This is a genomic window from Kitasatospora gansuensis (assembly GCF_014203705.1).
Lineage (GTDB): Bacteria > Actinomycetota > Actinomycetes > Streptomycetales > Streptomycetaceae > Kitasatospora > Kitasatospora gansuensis.
This window is the reverse complement of record NZ_JACHJR010000001.1, coordinates 2,773,289-2,791,540: the sequence shown is the minus strand read 5'-3', so window position 1 is coordinate 2,791,540 and position 18,252 is coordinate 2,773,289. Positions and strand designations below refer to the sequence as shown.

The 18,252-nt window shown below is 73.5% G+C and carries 14 protein-coding genes; 6 read left to right on the top strand and 8 right to left on the bottom strand.

Annotated features, from left to right (window positions below):
• Positions 1–79 precede the first annotated feature (79 nt).
• The 3 genes from F4556_RS12235 to F4556_RS12225 all read left to right on the top strand — a co-directional run bounded on the left by F4556_RS12235 (position 80) and on the right by F4556_RS12225 (position 3,873).
• Positions 80–946 carry a 3-hydroxyacyl-CoA dehydrogenase family protein gene (locus tag F4556_RS12235; RefSeq protein ID WP_184914243.1) on the top strand — a complete coding sequence of 289 codons (867 nt, stop codon included), beginning with the start codon at positions 80–82 and terminating at the stop codon, positions 944–946.
• Between the two features lie 243 nt (positions 947–1,189).
• A complete protein-coding gene (locus F4556_RS12230; protein ID WP_184914241.1) occupies positions 1,190–1,531 on the top strand; it encodes an STAS domain-containing protein in 342 nt (113 codons plus the stop codon).
• A gap of 92 nt (positions 1,532–1,623) precedes the next feature.
• Positions 1,624–3,873, top strand: coding sequence for an ATP-binding protein (locus tag F4556_RS12225; protein ID WP_184914239.1), 2,250 nt, complete (start codon positions 1,624–1,626; stop codon positions 3,871–3,873).
• Here the strand turns inward: F4556_RS12225 and nucS are convergent.
• Positions 3,825–4,484: an endonuclease NucS gene (gene nucS, locus F4556_RS12220; protein ID WP_184914237.1), complete on the bottom strand. Its 660-nt coding sequence runs from the start codon at positions 4,482–4,484 to the stop codon at positions 3,825–3,827. The genes F4556_RS12225 and nucS overlap by 49 nt on opposite strands.
• 563 nt (positions 4,485–5,047) lie before the next feature.
• Between nucS and F4556_RS12215 the strand changes: the two genes are divergently transcribed.
• The gene (locus F4556_RS12215; RefSeq protein WP_184914235.1) at positions 5,048–5,440 is read left to right on the top strand and encodes an SCO5389 family protein; all 393 of its coding nucleotides are present in this window, start codon (positions 5,048–5,050) and stop codon (positions 5,438–5,440) included.
• A gap of 51 nt (positions 5,441–5,491) precedes the next feature.
• Here F4556_RS12215 and F4556_RS12210 read toward each other — a convergent pair whose 3' ends face one another.
• A complete protein-coding gene (locus F4556_RS12210; RefSeq protein WP_184924531.1) occupies positions 5,492–6,619 on the bottom strand; it encodes an LLM class flavin-dependent oxidoreductase in 1,128 nt (375 codons plus the stop codon).
• A gap of 341 nt (positions 6,620–6,960) precedes the next feature.
• On the opposite strand from F4556_RS12210, the gene F4556_RS12205 reads away from it, so the two are divergent.
• Positions 6,961–7,290, top strand: coding sequence for an Rv1322 family protein (locus F4556_RS12205; RefSeq protein WP_184914234.1), 330 nt, complete (start codon positions 6,961–6,963; stop codon positions 7,288–7,290).
• On the opposite strand, the gene F4556_RS12200 is transcribed toward F4556_RS12205, so the two are convergent.
• From F4556_RS12200 to F4556_RS12190, 3 genes are all read right to left on the bottom strand, one after another.
• Positions 7,287–8,336 carry an NAD(P)-dependent oxidoreductase gene (locus tag F4556_RS12200; protein WP_184914232.1) on the bottom strand — a complete coding sequence of 350 codons (1,050 nt, stop codon included), beginning with the start codon at positions 8,334–8,336 and terminating at the stop codon, positions 7,287–7,289. The two genes, F4556_RS12205 and F4556_RS12200, sit on opposite strands and share 4 nt — an antisense overlap.
• A gap of 61 nt (positions 8,337–8,397) precedes the next feature.
• A complete protein-coding gene (locus F4556_RS12195; protein ID WP_184914230.1) occupies positions 8,398–9,165 on the bottom strand; it encodes an ABC transporter permease in 768 nt (255 codons plus the stop codon).
• Between the two features lies 1 nt (position 9,166).
• Positions 9,167–10,156 (bottom strand): ABC transporter ATP-binding protein, encoded by a 990-nt coding sequence (locus tag F4556_RS12190; RefSeq protein WP_184914228.1) that lies wholly within the window; start codon positions 10,154–10,156, stop codon positions 9,167–9,169.
• A 90-nt stretch (positions 10,157–10,246) separates the two neighbouring features.
• On the opposite strand from F4556_RS12190, the gene F4556_RS12185 reads away from it, so the two are divergent.
• Positions 10,247–11,014, top strand: coding sequence for an alpha/beta fold hydrolase (locus F4556_RS12185; RefSeq protein WP_184914226.1), 768 nt, complete (start codon positions 10,247–10,249; stop codon positions 11,012–11,014).
• Between the two features lie 151 nt (positions 11,015–11,165).
• Here the strand turns inward: F4556_RS12185 and F4556_RS12180 are convergent, their stop codons facing one another.
• The 3 genes from F4556_RS12180 to F4556_RS12170 form a co-directional block, all read right to left on the bottom strand.
• Entirely contained in the window at positions 11,166–12,452 is a 1,287-nt protein-coding gene (locus tag F4556_RS12180) for an esterase-like activity of phytase family protein (protein ID WP_184914224.1), read from the bottom strand.
• A gap of 134 nt (positions 12,453–12,586) precedes the next feature.
• On the bottom strand, positions 12,587–13,516 hold the full coding sequence (locus F4556_RS12175; protein ID WP_184914222.1) for a coiled-coil domain-containing protein: 930 nt from the start codon (positions 13,514–13,516) through the stop codon (positions 12,587–12,589).
• A gap of 106 nt (positions 13,517–13,622) precedes the next feature.
• Positions 13,623–17,921, bottom strand: a complete 4,299-nt coding sequence (locus F4556_RS12170) for a polarized growth protein Scy-related protein (protein ID WP_184914220.1) — start codon at positions 17,919–17,921, stop codon at positions 13,623–13,625.
• Between the last annotated feature and the right edge of the window lie 331 nt (positions 17,922–18,252).

Here is an 18,252-nt window from a genome sequence, read left to right as displayed (position 1 = left end):
CTAGAGTCCGGCGCGTGAGCGGCGCGGCTCCGGTGGGTGATCCCTGCCCTGAGCCGCCTTCAGGAGCTTAGGGGTAGCCATGAGCAACGTAGCCAGCCAGCGGATCGCCGTGATCGGTGCCGGGCTGATGGGCGCGGGCATCGCGCAGGTCTCCGCGCAGGCCGGGCACCAGGTGGTGCTGCGGGACGTCACCGACGCCGCGCTCCAGCGCGGGGTGGACGGCATCCGGGCCTCGTACGAGAAGTTCGTGTCCAAGGGCAAGCTGACGGCCGACCAGGCCGAGGCGGCGCTCGGCCGGATCACCACCACCACCGACCTGGGTGCGGTGGCGGAGGCGGACATCGTGGTCGAGGCGGTCTTCGAGCAGCTCGACGTCAAGGAAGCGGTCTTCCGCGAGCTGGACAAGCTGGCCAAGGACGGCGCGGTGCTGGCCTCCAACACCTCGGCCATCCCGATCACCCGGATCGCCGCCGCCACCGCGCGGCCGGAGTCCGTGGTCGGCGTGCACTTCTTCTCGCCGGTGCCGCTGATGAAGCTGGTCGAGCTGGTCCGCGGCTACAAGACCAGTGACGCCACGCTGGCCACCGCCCGGGCCTTCGCCGAGGGCGTCGGCAAGGAGGTCGTGGTGGTCAACCGCGACGTGGCCGGCTTCGTGACCACCCGTCTGATCACCGCGCTGGTGGTCGAGGCGGCCAAGCTGTACGAGACGGGCGTGGCCAGCGCCGAGGACATCGACACCGCCTGCCGGCTCGGCTTCGGGCACCCGATGGGCCCGCTGCAGACCGCCGACCTGACCGGCGTGGACATCCTGCTGCACGCGGCGCGCAACATCTACGCCGAGACCCAGGACGAGAAGTTCGCGGCGCCCGAGATCATGGCCCGCATGGTCACGGCCGGCGACCTGGGCCGGAAGAGCGGCCAGGGTTTCTACCCGTACGAGAAGTAGTCGTCGGAGCGGGGTCGTGGGTGAGCTTGCTCACGACTCCGCTCCAGACGGGTGATTTGGGTGGGAATCGAGCGTGCGTGTGGAGTCCGACTGCGTATATTCCCTCTATTCCATCGGACGAGTGAAGTTGCCTCGGATCTGGTGGCGGCCAGCAACCTGACCGGCTGATCCACCGTCAGATGATGGAGAGCAGACCGGCTCCGGCCGTATCGACACGACCGGCGAAGGGCGAAGGAGGAGAGCGTGCGCATCATCGGCGACCATCGCGGCATGGCCATTCAGGGCCGCCTCGACGTGCGCAGTGCCGCCGACGCCCGGGCCCTGCTGCACCAGGCGGTGGACGGCGGCCGGGGCGACCTGGTGCTCGACCTCGCCGGTCTCGAGTTCTGGGACGCCACCGGGCTCGGCGTCATCATGGGCACCCACCGCCGGGCGGGCCGGCTCGGGCGGCGGCTGGTGCTGCGCTCCGTCCCGGCCCAGCTCCAGCGCCTGCTGGTGGCCACCCGCCTGCACCGCATCCTGGCGGTCGAGGGCGCCGTACCCGACCCGTACGGCAGCACCCTCCCGCTCGGCGTGACCGGCTGAGTCGTCTCTGCCGGGGCCCTGGATAGTGCAACGGGGCCGCGCTGCTCTAGTCTCCGGTCAGACAATCGGCCGAATGAGGGCGGAGCGAGATCGTGGGACAGCCACCCGGTGAGCTCGGGCAGGAGCCGCTGCGGCTCCGGACCGGGGACCTGGTCAGCGGTGAACTGCTGCTCTCCGTCGGCAGCCCGGACGGATCCGAGGCGGTGCCGTGCCCGGACGACTGGCGGCCGGAGCCGCGCCGGACCTCGGTGGCCCAGGGCGGCCGTACGGTGGCCGCGCTCGGCCCCAGCCCGGCCGTCGGCCCGCTGGCGCTGGGCAGCGCGGCGGCCGACCTGCCGCTGCTCGACCGCGAGGCGGACGTCGCCCAACTGCTCGGCCTGCTCGCCGAAGGCCGGTCGATCCGGCTGGTCGGCCAGGCCGGGGCCGGCCGCAGCGCGCTGCTGGCCGCGGTGGCCGACGCGGCGGGCGAGCTCGCGCCGGACGGCGTGGTGCGCCTCAGCGGCCACCGCAGGACCGCCGCCGACCTCCTGCAGGACCTCTACGCGGCCACCCACCGGTCGCCGCCGTTCCACCCCGACCAGCACCAACTGCGGGCCCTGCTGGCGCCGTTGGGCGCCGTGGTGGCGATCGACGACGTCGAGCTGCACGGCCCCGAGCTGGAGCAGCTGCTGTCCGCCGCGCCGGACTGCGCCTTCCTGATCTCGGTGGCCCCCGGCAGCCCGCTGCTGGAGCCGGGATCGCGGCTGGAGGACCACCCGGTGGCCGGGCTGTCCCGGCCCGCCTGTCTGGCGCTGATCGGCCGGCTGGCGGGGCGTCAGCTGGACGAGACCGAACGGGCCTGGGCGGTCGACCTCTGGTTCGAGTCGGAGGGGCTGCCGCTGCGCTTCGTCCAGGCGGCCGCGCTGCTCCGGCAGCGCGACGCGCAGGTGGACACCCTGGTGGCCGCGCACGAGGACCGCGGCCGGGTCTTCGGACTGGTCAAGGAGATCAGCGAGCCGGAGGACCCGGCCGAGCTGGAGGCCGAGCTGCGCCGCTCGGTGCCGCTGCCCTCGGTGGCCGAGACCGCCGCCCCGGCGGCCCGGCTGGCCGCCGGACTCTCCGAACCGGCCCGGGCGGTGCTGCGGCTCGCGCTGGCGCTCGGCGGCGAGTGCCCGACCGCCCCGCACCTGCCCGCCCTGATCGACGTCGGCCTGGGCGAGAGCGCCCTGCACGAACTGACGGACTGTGGACTCGCGGTCTCGATCGGCGGCCACCACCGGCTCACCGAGGGCGTGCTGGAGGCGCTCGGCGAGCACTGGCCGCCCGGCGAGATCGCGTACGGCGCCGCCCAGCACTTCTCCTGGTGGGTCGGGCACAGCTCGGTCAGCCCGGCGCAGATCGCCGCCGAGGCCGAGGTGGTGCTCGGCGCGCTGTGGGCCGACCGGGCCGCGGACCGGCCCGAGCAGGTGCTCCAGCTGGCCACGGCCGCCGCGCCCGCGCTGGCGCTGTCGCTGCGCTGGGGCGCCTGGGAGCAGGTGCTGCGGATCGGTCTGGAGGCCGCCAGGGCGCTCGGGGCGACGGCCGAGGAGGCCTGGTTCCACCACGAGTTGGGCGTGCTGGCGTTCTGCACCGGTTCGGGCCGGCAGGCCGCCGGGGAGCTGGAGGCGGCGGTCGCGCTGCGGGCCGCGCTCGGCCAGCCGCGCGGTACCGCGGCCGCCCGCCGGATGCTGGAGCTGCTGCGCGCCGAGGCCGGTCGGCCCACGGCGGCGGTCGAGGCGGCCCCGGCCGGCCGACGGCCCGTCATCCGGGCGATCGCGGCCCAGGTGCCGTTCCGGTTCCGGACCACGCCGGGTGCCACCGGTGGCACCCGCAGGACGGTGCTGGCGGCCTCGGCCGCCGTGCTGGCGCTCGGGGTGCTCGGCACCGCGGTCGGCTACAGCCTGGTCAGGACCGACGCCAGTACCCCGGGCCACAGCGGCCCGGTGAACGAGGGCGGCTACGCCGGGGACCTCAACCTCGGGACCGCCAGCGGCTCGCCGAGCCCGTCCGCCACTCCGAGCCCGTCCACCAGCACGGCCTCGGAGTCGGCCAGCCCGTCGCCGAGCGGCTCACGCACCTCGCGCAAGCCCTCGGCCACCCCGACGCCGACCGCGCCGACCACCTCGCGGCCGCCGGTCCAGCCGCCGGCCAGCCAGCCGGTCACGCCGCCGGCGCCGCCCACCACCACCGCGCCGCCGGTGACGCCCAGCCCGCCGACGACCCCGCCGGCCAGCCCGTCACCGTCGGAGAGCAGCGCGACGGTCTCGCAGTCGCCTCAGAAGAGCTTGAGCTTGTCGTCGTCGATGCCGCGCAGCTCGTCGTAGTCGAGCACCACGCAGCCGATGCCGCGGTCGGTGGCCAGGACGCGGGCCTGCGGCTTGATCTCCTGCGCGGCGAAGACGCCCTTCACCGGCGCCAGCAGCGGGTCGCGGTTGAGCAGCTCAAGGTAGCGGGTGAGCTGCTCGACGCCGTCGATCTCGCCGCGCCGCTTGATCTCGATCGCCACGGTGGCGCCGTCCGAGTCGCGGCACAGGATGTCCACCGGGCCGATCGCGGTGGGGTACTCACGGCGGATCAGCGTCCAGCCGGCGCCGAGCACCTCCATCCGGTCCGCCAGCAGCTCCTGGAGGTGGGCCTCCACGCCGTCCTTGACCAGCCCGGGGTCGACCCCGAGCTCGTGCGAGGAGTCGTGCAGCACCTCCTCCAGCGTGATGATCAGCTTCTCGCCGGCCTTGTTGGTCACCGTCCAGGTGCCGTCGGCCTGCTTCAGCGAGCAGGGCGGCGACATCCAGTTCAAGGGCTTGTAGGCGCGGTCGTCGGCGTGAACGCTGACGCTGCCGTCGGCCTTCACCAGGATCAGACGGGTGGCGGACGGCAGGTGGGCGGAGAGCCGACCGGCATAGTCGACCGAGCAACGGGCAATGACAAGACGCATGGTCGACCACGCTAGCCCAGCGGGGCCAGTTGATGCGAAACCGCGACAGCCGGGTGAAGAACTCGCGGAGACGGCGAACCATGGAGTCGGCAGCCCGCGCCTTTCCCAGTACGGCAGTTGACTGTCCGGGCGTCGGGTTCCACTCAACGGGGACGGAGAACTTCGATGAACGATCCGGCGGTATCCGGCCAATCTGGCCGACCACGTGGTGATTGCCACACAATTCGGCGGATTCGCCAGCCGCGCTGAACCCGGGCTGTCACGCTGTGGTGAGCGGTCGTCGCTCCACCCGCGTCACTGCCACGGCACCGGCGTGCCGCGCTTCGTGCTGCCCAGAGCCGGGTGCGAGGGCATCAGGCATGCCCTGAGCCGGCGTCAGCCAGGCCGAACCCATGGTCACCACTGCACCGTACGCCACCCTCACGACAGGCAACGCACCGGAACACCGGCACGACCGGACCGGCACCACTCACGGCACCACCTACGACACGGCACCACCCGCACCAAGGACCACGGCAAGACCACCCGGCGGCCGAGCCGGGTGGACCGCGAGAGGAGAACCCATGTCGCTCGACGTCTCACCGGCCCTGCTGGAGAAGGCCGAGAGAGGAGAGGTCGACGAGAGGGAGTTCGTCGACTGCGTCCGCACTTCCCTCCCGTACGCCTGGGAGCTGATCAGTTCGCTGGTCGCCCAGGTCAAGGTCGACGGCACCGACTTCGCCGACAACCAGGTACCGCCGCCCAGCGAGCAGGCCCGTGGCCAGCTGCTGCGCGCGATGGCCAGCGACGCGATCCGGGGTGCGCTGCAGCGGCACTTCGGGGTCCGGTTGGCGTTCCAGAACTGTCACCGGGTCGCGGTCTTCGCACCCGCCGACTCGACCGAGGAGCGGTACGCCCGGTTCACCTCGGTCCGGGCCCAGTTGCTCAACCAGTCGGACGAGCTGCGCGACTGCTGAGCAGGTCGAAGGGCCGCCCCCGGCTGGTCCGGGGGCGGCCCTTCGGGCCGCTCAGCCCAGCTGCGGGAGCACTTCGGAGCCGAGCCGGGCGATGTTGTCCATGGTCGCGGTGTGCTCGCCCGACCCCTCCGCGAGCAGGGCGAAGCGGCGCAGTCCGGTCCGTTCGGCGGTGGCCAGCAGCCGGTCCGCGCACTGCCGGGGCGTGCCCACCGCGTGCAGGTCGCAGAGCAGTTCGGTGTACTCGCGCGGGTCGCGCATCCGGCGCTCCCGGCCGTCCACCGTGCGGTGCGCGCCGAGCCCGTACTCGAACCAGCCCGGCATCGCGCCGAGCAGCCTGGACCTGGCCTCCGAGGTCCGGTCGGCGACCTGCACCACCCCCGCCGCCAGGTGCTCGCGCTCGATCCGGGCGAGCTGCTCCTCGCCGCGGCCGCAGGCCCGCCAGGCGGTCCGGTAGGCGGCCAGCATCTGGACCTTGTCCTCGTCGCCGGAGTGCATGCCGAGCAGCATCGGCAGTCCGCGCTCGGCGGCCGTGCGGACCCCGCCGGGGGAGGTGCAGGCCATCACCACCGGTGGCCCGGCCGACTCGGGCCTGGGCGCGCCGTCCAGTCGCTGTCGGGGGAACCGGTGCAGCGTGCCGGATCGGCCGTCCAGCCAGCCCGCCAGCTCGGGCCTGGGCGCCTCCCGCCGGCTGTCGGCCCGGGGCACCACCGCGACCTCGGGGAAGTTGAACTGCGGTCCGTCCGCGCCCACCCGGGAGCCGCGCAGCCAGCGCAGCAGCAGGTCGAGCCGCTCGCTGAAGCCCTCCTCGTAGGCGGCCACCCCGGTGCCGAAGACGTCCAGGTCGATCCACGGGCCGCCGCGCCCCACCCCGAGGGTGAACCGCCCGCCCGAGGTCAGGTGCAGCAGCGCGGCCTGCTCGCCGAGCGAGACCGGGTGGGCGGTGGAGAGCACGCTGACGGCGGTGCCCACGCCGATCCGCCGGGTCCGGCCGAGCAGCAGGGCGGCCAGGGTGGCCGCGTTCGGGCAGACTCCGTACGGGACGAAGTGGTGCTCGGCGAGCCACACCGAGTCCAGGCCGGAACGTTCCGCCACGACCGCGGCGCTGACGGTCCGTTCGAGCGCGTCGGCGTGGCTCTGGCCGGGGAACTGGGCGGACAGCAGGAACGCGCCGACCCGGATCGAGTCGGTGGCCGGGGGCTGCCGGACGCTCGGCAGCGGTACGGTTCTGCGGGCCGGGGCAGCGGTGGGTGAGCTGTGGACCTGACTACCGGTCAGCGGACTGGTCTTGGTCATCGGGTGGCCTCCTCGGGTGCCGCAGGGTCTGCGAGCCCCGCCTTGTCACCTCGTTGACTAACCGATGTCATGTGCCAATGGCACGCGGATCGGCCCAATTGACCGAAGATCGGGTGGATCTCCGGGGAAACCGTGAAGGTCCACCGGCTCCCGTGGTAGTACCGGATTCCGCTGCCGGGCACCCTTACCCTGGAACGACCAGTCAGAGCCCACCGAGAGGTGCAGACGTGTCGCCCCGTCGTAATCAGCAGCGGAAGTGGATCACCGCCACTGCCGCCGACGAGCCCACCGGTACCCCGCTCGGCGGCTCGCTCCGCCGGACCGAGGACTACCGCGGCGAGGACTGGGTGGTGCAGACCGTGGCGGGCACCGCCGGGCGGCACTACCGGTGCCCGGGCTGCGACCAGGAGATCCCGCCGGGTGTCGGCCACGTGGTCGCCTGGCCCGCCCACGGCGGCGGCGTGGACGACCGCCGGCACTGGCACCGGGCCTGCTGGACGGCCCGCGAGCGCCGCACCTCCAACCTGCAGCGCGGGCGGGGCGCACCGCGGTACTAGGTCAGTACGGCGGCGATCCGGTCCGCGCAGAGCACGGCGGAGTCGGCCATCGCGGTCCGGGTCATGCCCGCCACGTGCGGGGTCAGCAGCGCGTTGGGCAGGCCGAACAGCGGTGAGGTGAACGCCGTGTGCTCGTACTCGAAGGTGTCCACGGCGGCCCCGGCCAGCGGGTGGGCCGGATCACGCAGCGCGGCGGCCAGCGCGGCCTCGTCCACGATGCCGCCCCGGGCGGTGTTGAGCAGCAGCGACCCCGGCCGCATCGCGGCCAGCTCCCGGGCGCCGAGCAGGCCCCGGCTGGCCGGGGTGAGCGGCAGGTGCAGCGAGAGCACGTCCGCCTCGGCCAGCAGCGCCGGCAGCGAACCGGCCCGGCGGACGCCCAGCCGCTCCGCGTCCTCGGCGGTCAGCGACCGGCTGTGCGCGCTCACCGGCATCCCCAGGGCCGTTGCGCGGGCCGCCAGCGCCCGCCCGATCAGTCCGAAGCCCAGGATGCCGAGCCGGAGTTCGGAGAGCTGTCGTGGGCGCTGCACGGTCTTCGGCCAGGCGCCCCGGTGCGCGGCGGTGTTGTGCTCCGTCAGGCCGCGCAGCAGCGCCAGCAGTTGGGCCAGCGCGAACTCGGCCACCGCCACCGAGGTGGTGCCCGGGGTGTTGACGACCCGTACGCCGTGCCGGGCCGCCGCCTCGCCGTCGATGTGGTTCACCCCGGCCCCGGACTGGCCGACCACCCGGAGCGGGTGGGGCAGTGCCGGGTCGGTGGCGGCGGCGAAGAACTCGGCCCGGATCGGCACCGCCGCCCGGGTCTTCACCGCGTCGTACCCGAGACCGTCGGCCAGCTGGGCACCCAGCAGGGCGGCCGGGTCGAAGCCGTCGAAGTCGGTGAGGGTGACCCGGCCGCCCCAGTCCCGCCGGACCGCGGCCGGGTCGGTCAGCCGCCAGAGGTTCACGGTGAGGTCGAGACCGGCGGCCAGGTAGCGGTCCAGCTCCAGGGGCAGCAGGTCGTCGGGCGCGGCGGCGGCGATCAGCACGCGAGGCCGGGGTTGCTCGGTCACCGGGTCACCCTGGCAGGGGTGTCGGTGACCGGGCAAGACCCGGCCTCGCGAGAACGGGGGGTCAGGCGTCGCGCTTCTTCAGGACCAGGATGCCGCCGAGGATGGCGGCCGCCGTCCAGGCGAGGCAGATGAAGAAGCCGGTCCAGGGCCCGTACGGCTGGTCGTGCTGCTCGTAGACGAGCAGCATCCGGGAGCCCGCGTAGTCGGGGAAGTAGTGGGCGCCTGTCCTCACCCACGGCACGATCGAGAGGATCGGTGAGAGCAGGAAGAAGAACGGCACCAGCACGCCGAGTGCGAGGGTCTGGTTGTGCAGCATCGTCGTCACGCCCGCCGAGAACAGGCAGAGCATGGTCAGGTACAGGGCCGCCCCGCAGACCGCCCGCAGGACGCCCGGCGAGCCGATCGTGGTGGAGTGGTCGCCGAGTAGTGCCTGGCCGACGAAGAACGTGACGAAGGCGGTGGCCACCGACACGACCAGCGCCAGCGCGCCGAGAACGGCGGCTTTGCCGACTAGCAGCGTGCCTCGCTGGGGCACCGCGGCAAGGCTGACCCGGATCATGCCGCTGCTGTACTCGTTGCCGATCGCCAGTACCCCGAACACGATGATGGCCAACTCGCCCAGCAGGATGCCGGAGAAGGCCGTCCCGGTGGCGTCGAAGGTGCTGGTGGCCTTCTCGTTGAACTCGTTGAAGTTGAGCTTGGTGATCAGCGAGGCCAGCCCCCCGACGAGCAGCGTGATCACGAAGGTGAGGAGGAGCGTCCAGACGGTGGAGCGGACACTGCGGATCTTGGTCCACTCGGACTGCAGGACCGCGGGGAATGACGCCATCTCAGTTCTCCTTGCCCGTGGCCGGTGCGGCCGCGTCCCGGGGCTGCCAGGCGGCGCCCCAGGCGCCTGCGGCGTCCCGGCCCTCGCCGTCGCCCGCGTGGTACTCCACGGAGTCCGCCGTCATCTGCATGAACGCCTCCTCCAGGGACGCCTGCTGCGGGCTCAGCTCGTGCAGGGTCACGCCGTGCGAGGCGGCCAGCTCGCCGATGTGCGCGAGGTCGCCGTCCTCGATCTCGTACGAGCCGTCGGGGCCGGCCTCGGCGTTCAGACCGGCGCCGTGCAGGGCGGTCAGCAGCTGCTCCACGTGCGGGGTGCGGACCCGGACCGCCGAGCGGGAGTTCTGCTTGATGAAGTCCGCCATCGAGAGGTTGGCCAGCAGCTTGCCCCGGCCGATCACCACCAGGTGGTCGGCGGTCAGCGCCATCTCGCTCATCAGGTGCGAGGAGACGAAGACCGTGCGGCCCTCGGTGGCCAGACCCTTCATCAGGTTGCGGATCCACAGGATGCCCTCGGGGTCGAGCCCGTTCACCGGCTCGTCGAACATCAGGATCTCCGGGTCGCCGAGCAGCGCGGAGGCGATGCCGAGCCGCTGGCCCATGCCGAGCGAGAAGCCCCGGGAGCGCTTCCTCGCCACCGAGCTCAGCCCGACCAGGGCGAGCACCTCGTCCACCCGCTTGCGCGGGATGCGGTTGCTCTGGGCGAGCCAGAGCAGATGGTCGTAGGCGGTCCGGCCGGGGTGCACGGCCTTCGCCTCCAGCAGGGCGCCGATGTACTTCAGCGGTTCGTTCAGCTGCCCGTACCGCTTGCCGTCGATGGTGACCTTGCCGCTGGTCGGCCGGTCCAGGTCGAGGATCATCCGCATGGTGGTGGACTTGCCGGCGCCGTTCGGGCCGAGGAACCCGGTGACCACGCCCTGCGGCACCTGGAAGTTCAGGCCGTCCACCGCGAGAGTGTCGCCGTAACGTTTCGTCAGTTCGTGCAGCTCGATCATCTGCGCTCCTTACTCTCCGTCAGGCTATGACAATTCGGACAGGCCAGCGCGCTGCCTCGGCCGATCGGCGAGCCGCTCTACGGTGGAGTCATGACTCTCCCCGCCTTCACCGCGCACGGCACAGGTACCCCACTGGTGCTGCTGCACGCCTTCCCGCTGGCCGCCCGGATGTGGCAGGCCCAGACCGAATCGCTCGCGGACGTCGCCCTGGTGATCACACCGGACCAGCGCGGCTTCGGCGGCTCGGCCCCGGCCGAGGGGGCGCCCTTGCTCGAACTGGTCGCGGACGACATCGCGACGGTGCTGGACGAGCTGGGAATCGAGCGGGCGGTGATCGGCGGCCTGTCGATGGGCGGGTACGTGGCGATGGCCTTCGCCCGCCGGCACGCCGAACGGGTCGCCGGACTGCTGCTCGCCGACACCAAGGCGGTCGTGGACGGCGACGCCGCCCGGGCCAACCGGGAGCGGATCGCCGCAGCGGTGCTGGCCCGGAACAGCGTCCGGATCCTGGCGGAGGAGAAGATCGAGGACGGCCTGCTCGGCCCGGCCGTCGACCCCGAACTGGCCGACCGGGTCCGGGCGATGATCGCCGAAGCGTCTCCGCAGGCGGTCGCCTGGGCGCAGCGCGCTATGGCCGCGCGGCCGGACTCGCTGCCGACGCTGGCCACGCTGGCGGTTCCGGCGGCGGTGGTGGTCGGCGAGCACGACGCACTGACGCCGCTGGCGGAGGCTCGGGTGATGGCGGAGACGCTTCCCGATGCCGAACTGACCGTCATTCCGGGGGTGGGGCACTTGAGTTCACTGGAGGCTCCGGAGAGCTTCAATGCGGTGGTCAGGGCGCTTTTGCGGCGCTGCTAGGGCACATGCTTCGGCAGACAGGGGCTCGGGGAACGGCGACGGTTCGTGGCTGGCGGGTATCACTGCGAAAGTGCCTGACCGCCTACGTACGGATCACCTTTTACGAGGTTGGCGTCGCAGTTCCCCGAGCCCCTGAGGGTGCAACCTTGCGTCAGCGGGAGAAGGTGACCGTCCCTGCCGGGAGGATGTAGCGGTCGACCTTGGTGACGGCCTTGTTCCAGACCACCGCGCCGTCCTTGAAGGCGTCGACGCCGAAGTCGTTGTCGTTGACCAGGTAGAGCTCGGCCCGGCCGTGGTGGGTGGGGCGCAGGACCATGCCCTCGATCTTGCCGTTCGCCACTCCGGCGGTGACCGCGTCGAAGAGCGGCTTCTTGGTACCGGTCACCACGCCGGAGGGGTCCTGCTCCAGGGTCGGGGTGGTGGCCGGGTCGTCCCACTTGGTGCCGAGGAGGTTGGTGGCCTTGCGGAAGTCCACCTCGAAGATCTGGGTGTGGGCGGTCGGGCGGGCCCCGTCGCGCTCCTCGACCGCGAGCCGGTCGGTGCCGAGCCAGGTCACCGCGGAGGTGGTCCAGTTGCCGTCGGTGGTGCTGTCGGCCTCGCGGAGGAAGGCGAACTCGCCGGTGACGGACGGGGTGCGGCCGCCGATGTCGATCCGGAAGATCCGCTGGACCCGGGACTTCTTGCTGGTCTTGGGGTCCGGGTTGGCGAGCTTCTCCTGCTGCGCCGCGTACAGCGTGCGGCCGTCGGCGGAGACGGTCAGGCCCTCCAGGCCCTTGTTGTTCTTCTGCTTGGCCTCGATCGCGGGCAGGATCTTCAACACCCGCACGCCCGGCGCCTGGTAGGACGAACCGGCCGGCACCAGCACGGTGTCCAGCACGCCCTGGCGGGAGAAGTGCAGGATCGAGGAGCCGTACTCGCTGCTCACCCAGAACGAGCCGTCGTGCGCCAGCACCAGGCCCTCGCTGTCCACGCCGTACGGGTCGTTCGGGAGCACCTTGCCCGTGCTGTCGACCGGCCGCTCGGCGGTGAGTGCGGCGGGCGGCAGGCCGGTCAGGAAGCGGGTGCCGGTGACCGGGTCGGACTGGCCCTTCGGGACCTGGAGCGGGATGCGCTTGAGCACCCGGACCTCGCCGCCCCGGCCGAGGCGGATCTTGAGGATCTGCGGGGTGTAGTCGGGCTTGAGGAAGATCTTGTCGGTGTCGGCCGGCGCGTCCGCGTTCGGGCCGCGGTCGGTGAGGGTCCAGAACACCTCGCCGGAGTCGTCGGCCGGGAACAGGTCGCTGAACCCGCCGAGGTCGAAGCCGCCGCCAAGCGGGGCCGGGTCGCGGTAGGTCCAACTGCCGTCGTGCTGCGGGGCGGTGGCGGCCTGCGCGGTCGGGGCGAACAGGGCCAGCGCGGCGGTGGCCGCGGCGAGCGGGGTCAGACGGGAGAGTCGCATGACTGGACAGCCTCGGGCCGGTACCCCAGCGGGGTGCGGATTCGGACTGAACCCCGTACGACCGTCGGATGAACGGCCCTCGCACGCAGAAGGGCCCGCACCCCCGGAGGGGTACGGGCCCGGCTGATCAGGCGTCAGCGGGACTGCTGGGCGGGGACGCCGAGGGCGTCGTCCGTCGGCAGGGTGGCGGCGGCCACGGCCGCGCCGGTCAGCGTGGCGAGCATCTCGCGCACGTTGGTGAGCTGGGCGTTGATCGAGTCGCGGCGGTTGGTGAGCGCCGCCAGCTCGCGCTCGGACTCGCTGCGGATCCGGTCGGCCTTGGCGTTCGCGTCGGCCACGATGTCCTCGGACTGGCGCTGGGCCGTCTCCACCGTCTGGCGGGCGCGGCGCTCGGCGTCGGTGCGGAGCTTCTCGGCCTCCAGGCGGAGCTGCTCGGCGCGGTGCTCGATCTCCGCGAGGCGCTTCTCGGCCTTGGCCTGACGGGCCGCCAGGTCACGCTCGGACTGCTCGCGGCGCTTGGCCAGGTTGGTCTCGAACTCCAGCGCGGCCTGGGCGGCCTTGGTGCGGGTCTCCTCGAAGAGGGCGTCCGCCTCCTCACGCTTGTTCTGCGCGTCCTTGTTGGCCTCGGCGCGCAGCTGGGCGCTGTCGCTCTTGGCCTTGTCGACGATCCGCAGACCCTCGTCCTCGGCCTTGGCCTTGCGGTCCTTGGCGTAGTTCTCCGCCTCGGTCCGGACCTGCTGCGCGGCGGCCTCGGCCAGCTCGCGGTGCTGCTCGGCGGCGCGGTGCGCCTCGTCGCGCAGGTCCTTCGCCTCCTCCTCGGCGAGGCGGAGGATCTTCTCGACCCGGGCACCGAGCCCGGCGTACGAAGGCTCGGCGTCGGTGACCGCGGCCTGGGCGCTCTGGGTCTCCAGGTGGAGCTCCTCGATGCGCTTCTCCAGCGCGCCGATCCTGGTCAGCGCGGAGTCGCGGTCGGCCACCAGCTTGGTGATCCGCTCGTCGACCTGGGCGCGCTCGTACCCACGGCGCACCAGGTCGAAGCCGTGAGGGGAGTGACTGTCGCTCATGGGGTTCTGGGCTTCCTGTCGTTAACCGCTGAGGTGGTTGAGGGAATCCTGACACGTTATCGGAGTGTCGAAGGCGAAACGCCGTTGCTTCACGGACAATGTCCGCTCAATCGGGTGGTGCGCCGCCGGAGCGATTGCCACCCGAACGGGGCGCACCCACTCCGGCACCGGCCTTCGGCGCCCCGTCCTTCTTGCCACTGCTTCCCCCGTTGCCCTGCGCGACCGGTGACGGTGCCTCAAAGGCCTCCAGCGCGGAGAGCACATCCTGAACCCGAGAGATCTCGGTGTTGATGTCCTTGCGCCGGCGTACCAGCTCGTCCAACTCCCGGCGGCCCTCGTCGGTCACGCGCTGCGCCTCGGCCTTCGCCTCGGCGAGCAGCCGCTCGGCCTCCTCGGCCGCCAGCGAGAGCTGTTCCTCCGCGCTCTCGTCGGCCCGCCGCAGTCGCTTCTCGGCCTGCTCGGAGGCGGTTTCGAGCTGCTGCTCGGCCTCCTCCTGGGCGGACTTCAGCCGCTCCTCCGCCTCGGTGCGCAGCTTGTCGGCGCGCGCCGTGGAGTCGGCGAGCTTCTGGTCCGCCTCCTTGAGCAGGCCCTCGGCCTTGCGGACCGCGGAGATCCGGACCTTGCCGGCCTCCGCGGATGCCTCGGAGGTGAGCTCGGAAGCCTTCTCCTCGGCCTCGGCGACCAGCTTCGCTGCTTTCTCCTCGGCGTCGGCGACCGCCTTGGCGGCCTGCTCCTCCGCCTCGGTGAGCTGTTCCTGAGCCGCCGTCACCAGGGTGTCCACCCGCTCGCCGGCCGACTTCATGGCCTGCGCGTTCTCCTTGCGGGCCCGCTCGTGCAGCGCCTCGATCTCGGCGTCGGTGCGCTCGCGCAGCTCCTCCGCCCGTTCGCGGACCGCGGTGGCGTCCCGGCGGGCCTCGGAGAGCAGCGCGTCGGCGTCCGCCCTGGCGCGCTCCACCTCGGTCTGCCCGGCCGCCTCGCCGGCGGCGGTGAGCCGCTCGGCCTCCTTGCGGGCGGCCGCCACCATCGCGTCGGCCTGCTCCTCGGCGGCGGCGGTGGTGGCCAGCGCGGTGGCCTGGGCGTCCTCGCCCAGCGACTCGGCGTCCGCGAACGCCTTCTCCAGCACCGACTTGGCCTGCTCCCGGGTGGCCAGGTCGAACTGCTCGGCCGCCTCCCGGGTCTCCCGGTCGTACGCGTCGGCCCGGTTCCGGGCGGCGTTCTCGTAGTCCTCCGCCAGGGTGCGGGTGGCCAGCGCGTACTCCTCGGCCTCGGCCCGCAGCGCGGCGGCGAAGTCCTCCGCCTCGGCCACGGCGGCCGCGGCCCGCTCCTCCGCCTCGTGGGTGGTCTGCCTGGCCTGCGCCTCGGCCTCGGCCCGGCACTGCCCGGCGAACGCCAGGGCGTCCGCCCGCTCGGCCTCCGCCTCGGCCCGCAGCCGCTCGTCGTACGCCTGCGCCTCGGCCCGCTGCTGCCCGATCTCGGCGGCGGCGTGCTCCCGGTCGGCGGTCAGCTCGGCGGCCGTCCGCTCGTGCAGCGCGGCGGCCTCCGCCTCGGCGGCGGCCCGGAGTTCGGCGGTCTCCCGCTCGGCGATCTCGCGCAGCTCGGCCGCTTCCAGCTCGGCCAGCTCGCGGGTCTCGGTGGTCTCCCGCTCGGCGGTGGCGCGCAGCTCGGCGATCTGCTGGGAGGCGGTCTCGTACAGACCGGCCACCGACTGCCGGGTCTCGGCGGCCTCGTCCTCGGCGACCGAGACCAGCTCGGCCGCCTTGCGCTCGGCTGCGGCCCGCAGCTCGGCGATCTCGGCGGTGGCCTCGGCACGCAGCTCGCCGACCTCGGCGACGGCGGTGGCGGCCCGCTCCTGCGCCTCGGCCAGCTCCCGGGCACCCTCGGCCCGCAGCTCGGCGGCCTCCGCCTCGGCGGCGGCGCGGAGTTCGGCGGTCTCGGCCGCCGTACGCTCGGCCAGCTCGGTGGTCTCGGCGGTGACCCGCGCGCGCAGCGCGGCGGCCTCGGCCTCGGCGGCGGCGCGGAGTTCGGCGGTCTCGGCCGCCGTACGCTCCGTCAGCTCGGTGGTTTCCGCGGTGACCTGCGCGCGCAGCTCGGCGGTCTCCCGCTCGGCGGTGGCGCGCAGTTCGGCGGCGGCGGTGCCGGCCTCGGTGCGCTCGGCCTGGGCGGCGGCCAGCAGTTCGGCGGTCTCGCGCTGCTCCCGCTCCAGCGCGGCGCTCGCCTCGGCCCGCTCGCGGCGGCTCTCCTCGCGCAGTGCGTTGGCGTCGGCCTCCGCCTCACCGCGCTGCTGGAGGGCCCAACTCTCGGTTGCCGCACGGTGGTTGTCGGCCCACTCGGCGGCCTCGGCCCGGGCCGCCTCGGCGGCGGCGCGGCTCTCGGCGGCCAGCTGCTCGGCGGCGGCCTGCGCCTCGGCCCGTACCCGCTGGTCGAACTCGGTTGCCTCGCGCCGGAGTTCGGCGGTCTCCCGCTCGGCGGCGCCCCGGTTCTCGGCGGCGGCGGCCTTGGCCGCGGTGATCGCGTCCTGGCCCTGCTGCTCGGCCGCGGCGACCAGCTTCTCGGCCTCGGCCCTGGCCCGCGCGAGCGTCTGCTCGGCCCGGCCCTGGGTCTCCACCGCCTGCGCCTCGGTCTGCTCGCGCAGCCGCTCGACCTCGGCGCCCGCGCCCGCGCGCAGCTCGTCCGCGTCGGCCTTGGCCTTGGTGAGCAGCTCCTCGGCGGTCTTCGCGGACTCCTCCATCCGGAGCACCGCCTGCCGCCGGGCCTCGCTCTCCAGACGCTCCGCCTCGGCGGCCGCCTGGCTGCGCAACTCCTCGGCCTCGGCCCGGAGTTGGGCAGCCTCGTCGTGCGCCTGGCGGATCTGCTCGCGGAGCGCGGCGGCGTCCTCCAGGGCGGCGTTCTGGGCCTGCTCCATCGCGGCCCTGGCCTCGTCGCGGAGCTGCTCGGCCTCGGCGCCCGCCTCGGCCAGCAGCCGCTCGGCCTCGGTGCCGGCCGCCGCCACGGTGGCCTCGGCCTCGGCCCTGGCCCGGGACACCGCCTCGTCGGCCTGCTTGGCCGCCTTGGCCAGGTGCACGGTGGCGTCCTTGGCCCCCTCGGCCCGGCCGGTCTCCCGCGCCTCGGCGGCCAGCTGCTCGGCGGCGGCCCGTGCCTCGGCCCGCAGCGCGGCGGCCTCCTGCTCGGCCTCGGCGCGCAGGGCGGCGATGGCCGTCTCGGCCTCGGTCCGCAGTTGGGTCGCGACGCTCTCGGCCGCGCCGCGCAGCCGCTCGCTCTCCTCGGCGGCGGCGGCCCGGGCGGCCTCCGCCTCGGCCTTGGCGTTGGCGGCCTCGGCCTTGATCCGGTCGGTCTCCTTGGTGGCGGTGGCCACCATCCGGGCGATCTCGGCCTTGGCGGTCTGCGAACGCTGGTCGCTGGCGGCCTCGCCGTCGGCGACCAGCCGCTGCACCGCGGCCTCCGCCTCGATCTGCAGCTGTTCGGCGGCGGCCTCGGCGCGGGCGCGCAGCTCGGCGGCCTCCTGCCGGGCCCGCTCGGCCTCGGCCAGCGCCTCGGTACGCAGCCGCTCTATCTCCGCCTGGGCCTGGTCCAGCGCCTCGGTGGCGCGCTGCTGGTCCTCGGCGGCCTGCTGCTTGAGCCGGCCGATCTCGGCCTGAGCCACCGCGAGCTGCTGCTCGGCGGCGGCCTGCGCCCCGGCCAGCTGCTGCTGGGCCTCGCCGGTGACCGCCTCGGCCTGCGCGTTGGCCTGCTGGGCCTGCTCGGAGGCGGCCCTGAGCAGTCGCTCGGCGTCGTTCTGGGCGCGGACCAGCGCGGCTTCCACGGCGGCCTGCGCCTCACCGCGGGCGGCGTCCACGTCGGCGGCGGTCTGCGCGCGGGCGTGGTCGGCCAGCGCGGCGGCCTCGGCCCTGGCTGCGGCGATCATCCGCTCGGCCTCGGCCTGGGCTTCCTGGAGCACCCGCTGGGACTCCTGCTCGGTGCCGGCCCTGGTCTGCTCGGCCCAGGAGACGTTCTCGTTGACGTGGCGCTCGGCGCTGCGGCGCAGCTCGCTGAGCTCCTCGTCCAGCTGGCGGCGGCGGGCGGCCAGCTCGGCCTCGAGCCGGGCGGTGCGCTCGGCGGCCTCGGCCATCAGCCGCTGGGTGGCCGCCTGGGAGTCGCGGAGCTGCCGTTCGGCCTCGGCACGCAGCTGCTGGGCCTGCATCTCGGCGTTGTGCAGGAGCTGCTCGGCCTGCCCGGAGACGGAGTCGAAGGCGCGCGGCTGGGAGAGCTGCCGACGGGATTCGTGCAGCTTGGCCCGGAGCACCTCCACCTGGTAGGCGAGGTCCTCGGCATGCTGGACGGTCTTGTCCCGCTCCTTGCGAGTCCGATCCATCTCGGCCTCGAACTTGGAGAGGTGATCGTCAGCCTCGTAGCGGTCGTAGCCCCGCACTCCGCGGTCCCATCCATCTCCTGGTCGCGTCCTCGACCCGGCCGGCCGGTATCCCCACCGTGGGGCCGGATCAGCTGGTCCTTGCAGCCGTGACGGGTGCCACGGTCGGAGCCGTCGGTCACCGGCGCGCGACGATGTCGCGCTCCGCCGTCCGGGTGGACTCCTGAGCGAACTCTTGCCTCTGGAGAATGGTGACAGATCCGAACGGCGGCCTCGTCGCCGCGCCCGGTTGGTGGACTCCCCTTGTGCCGGGATCAGCCTCGCTGCCCCCGCCACCGGCCGTGCCCGCCGGACCGGTCCTCCCCGGAGCTTTGCGCACTTCGGCATTGTA

Bases quoted from the DNA above. Each gene is read 5' to 3' on its own strand.
- F4556_RS12235 (WP_184914243.1), top strand. From the start codon at position 80: ATGAGCAACGTAGCCAGCCAGCGGATCGCCGTGATCGGTGCCGGGCTG.
- nucS (WP_184914237.1), bottom strand. From the start codon at position 4,484: ATGCGTCTTGTCATTGCCCGTTGCTCGGTCGACTATGCCGGTCGGCTC.
- F4556_RS12215 (WP_184914235.1), top strand. From the start codon at position 5,048: ATGTCGCTCGACGTCTCACCGGCCCTGCTGGAGAAGGCCGAGAGAGGA.
- F4556_RS12195 (WP_184914230.1), bottom strand. From the start codon at position 9,165: ATGGCGTCATTCCCCGCGGTCCTGCAGTCCGAGTGGACCAAGATCCGC.
- F4556_RS12190 (WP_184914228.1), bottom strand. From the start codon at position 10,156: ATGATCGAGCTGCACGAACTGACGAAACGTTACGGCGACACTCTCGCG.
- F4556_RS12185 (WP_184914226.1), top strand. From the start codon at position 10,247: ATGACTCTCCCCGCCTTCACCGCGCACGGCACAGGTACCCCACTGGTG.
- F4556_RS12180 (WP_184914224.1), bottom strand. From the start codon at position 12,452: ATGCGACTCTCCCGTCTGACCCCGCTCGCCGCGGCCACCGCCGCGCTG.
- F4556_RS12175 (WP_184914222.1), bottom strand. From the start codon at position 13,516: ATGAGCGACAGTCACTCCCCTCACGGCTTCGACCTGGTGCGCCGTGGG.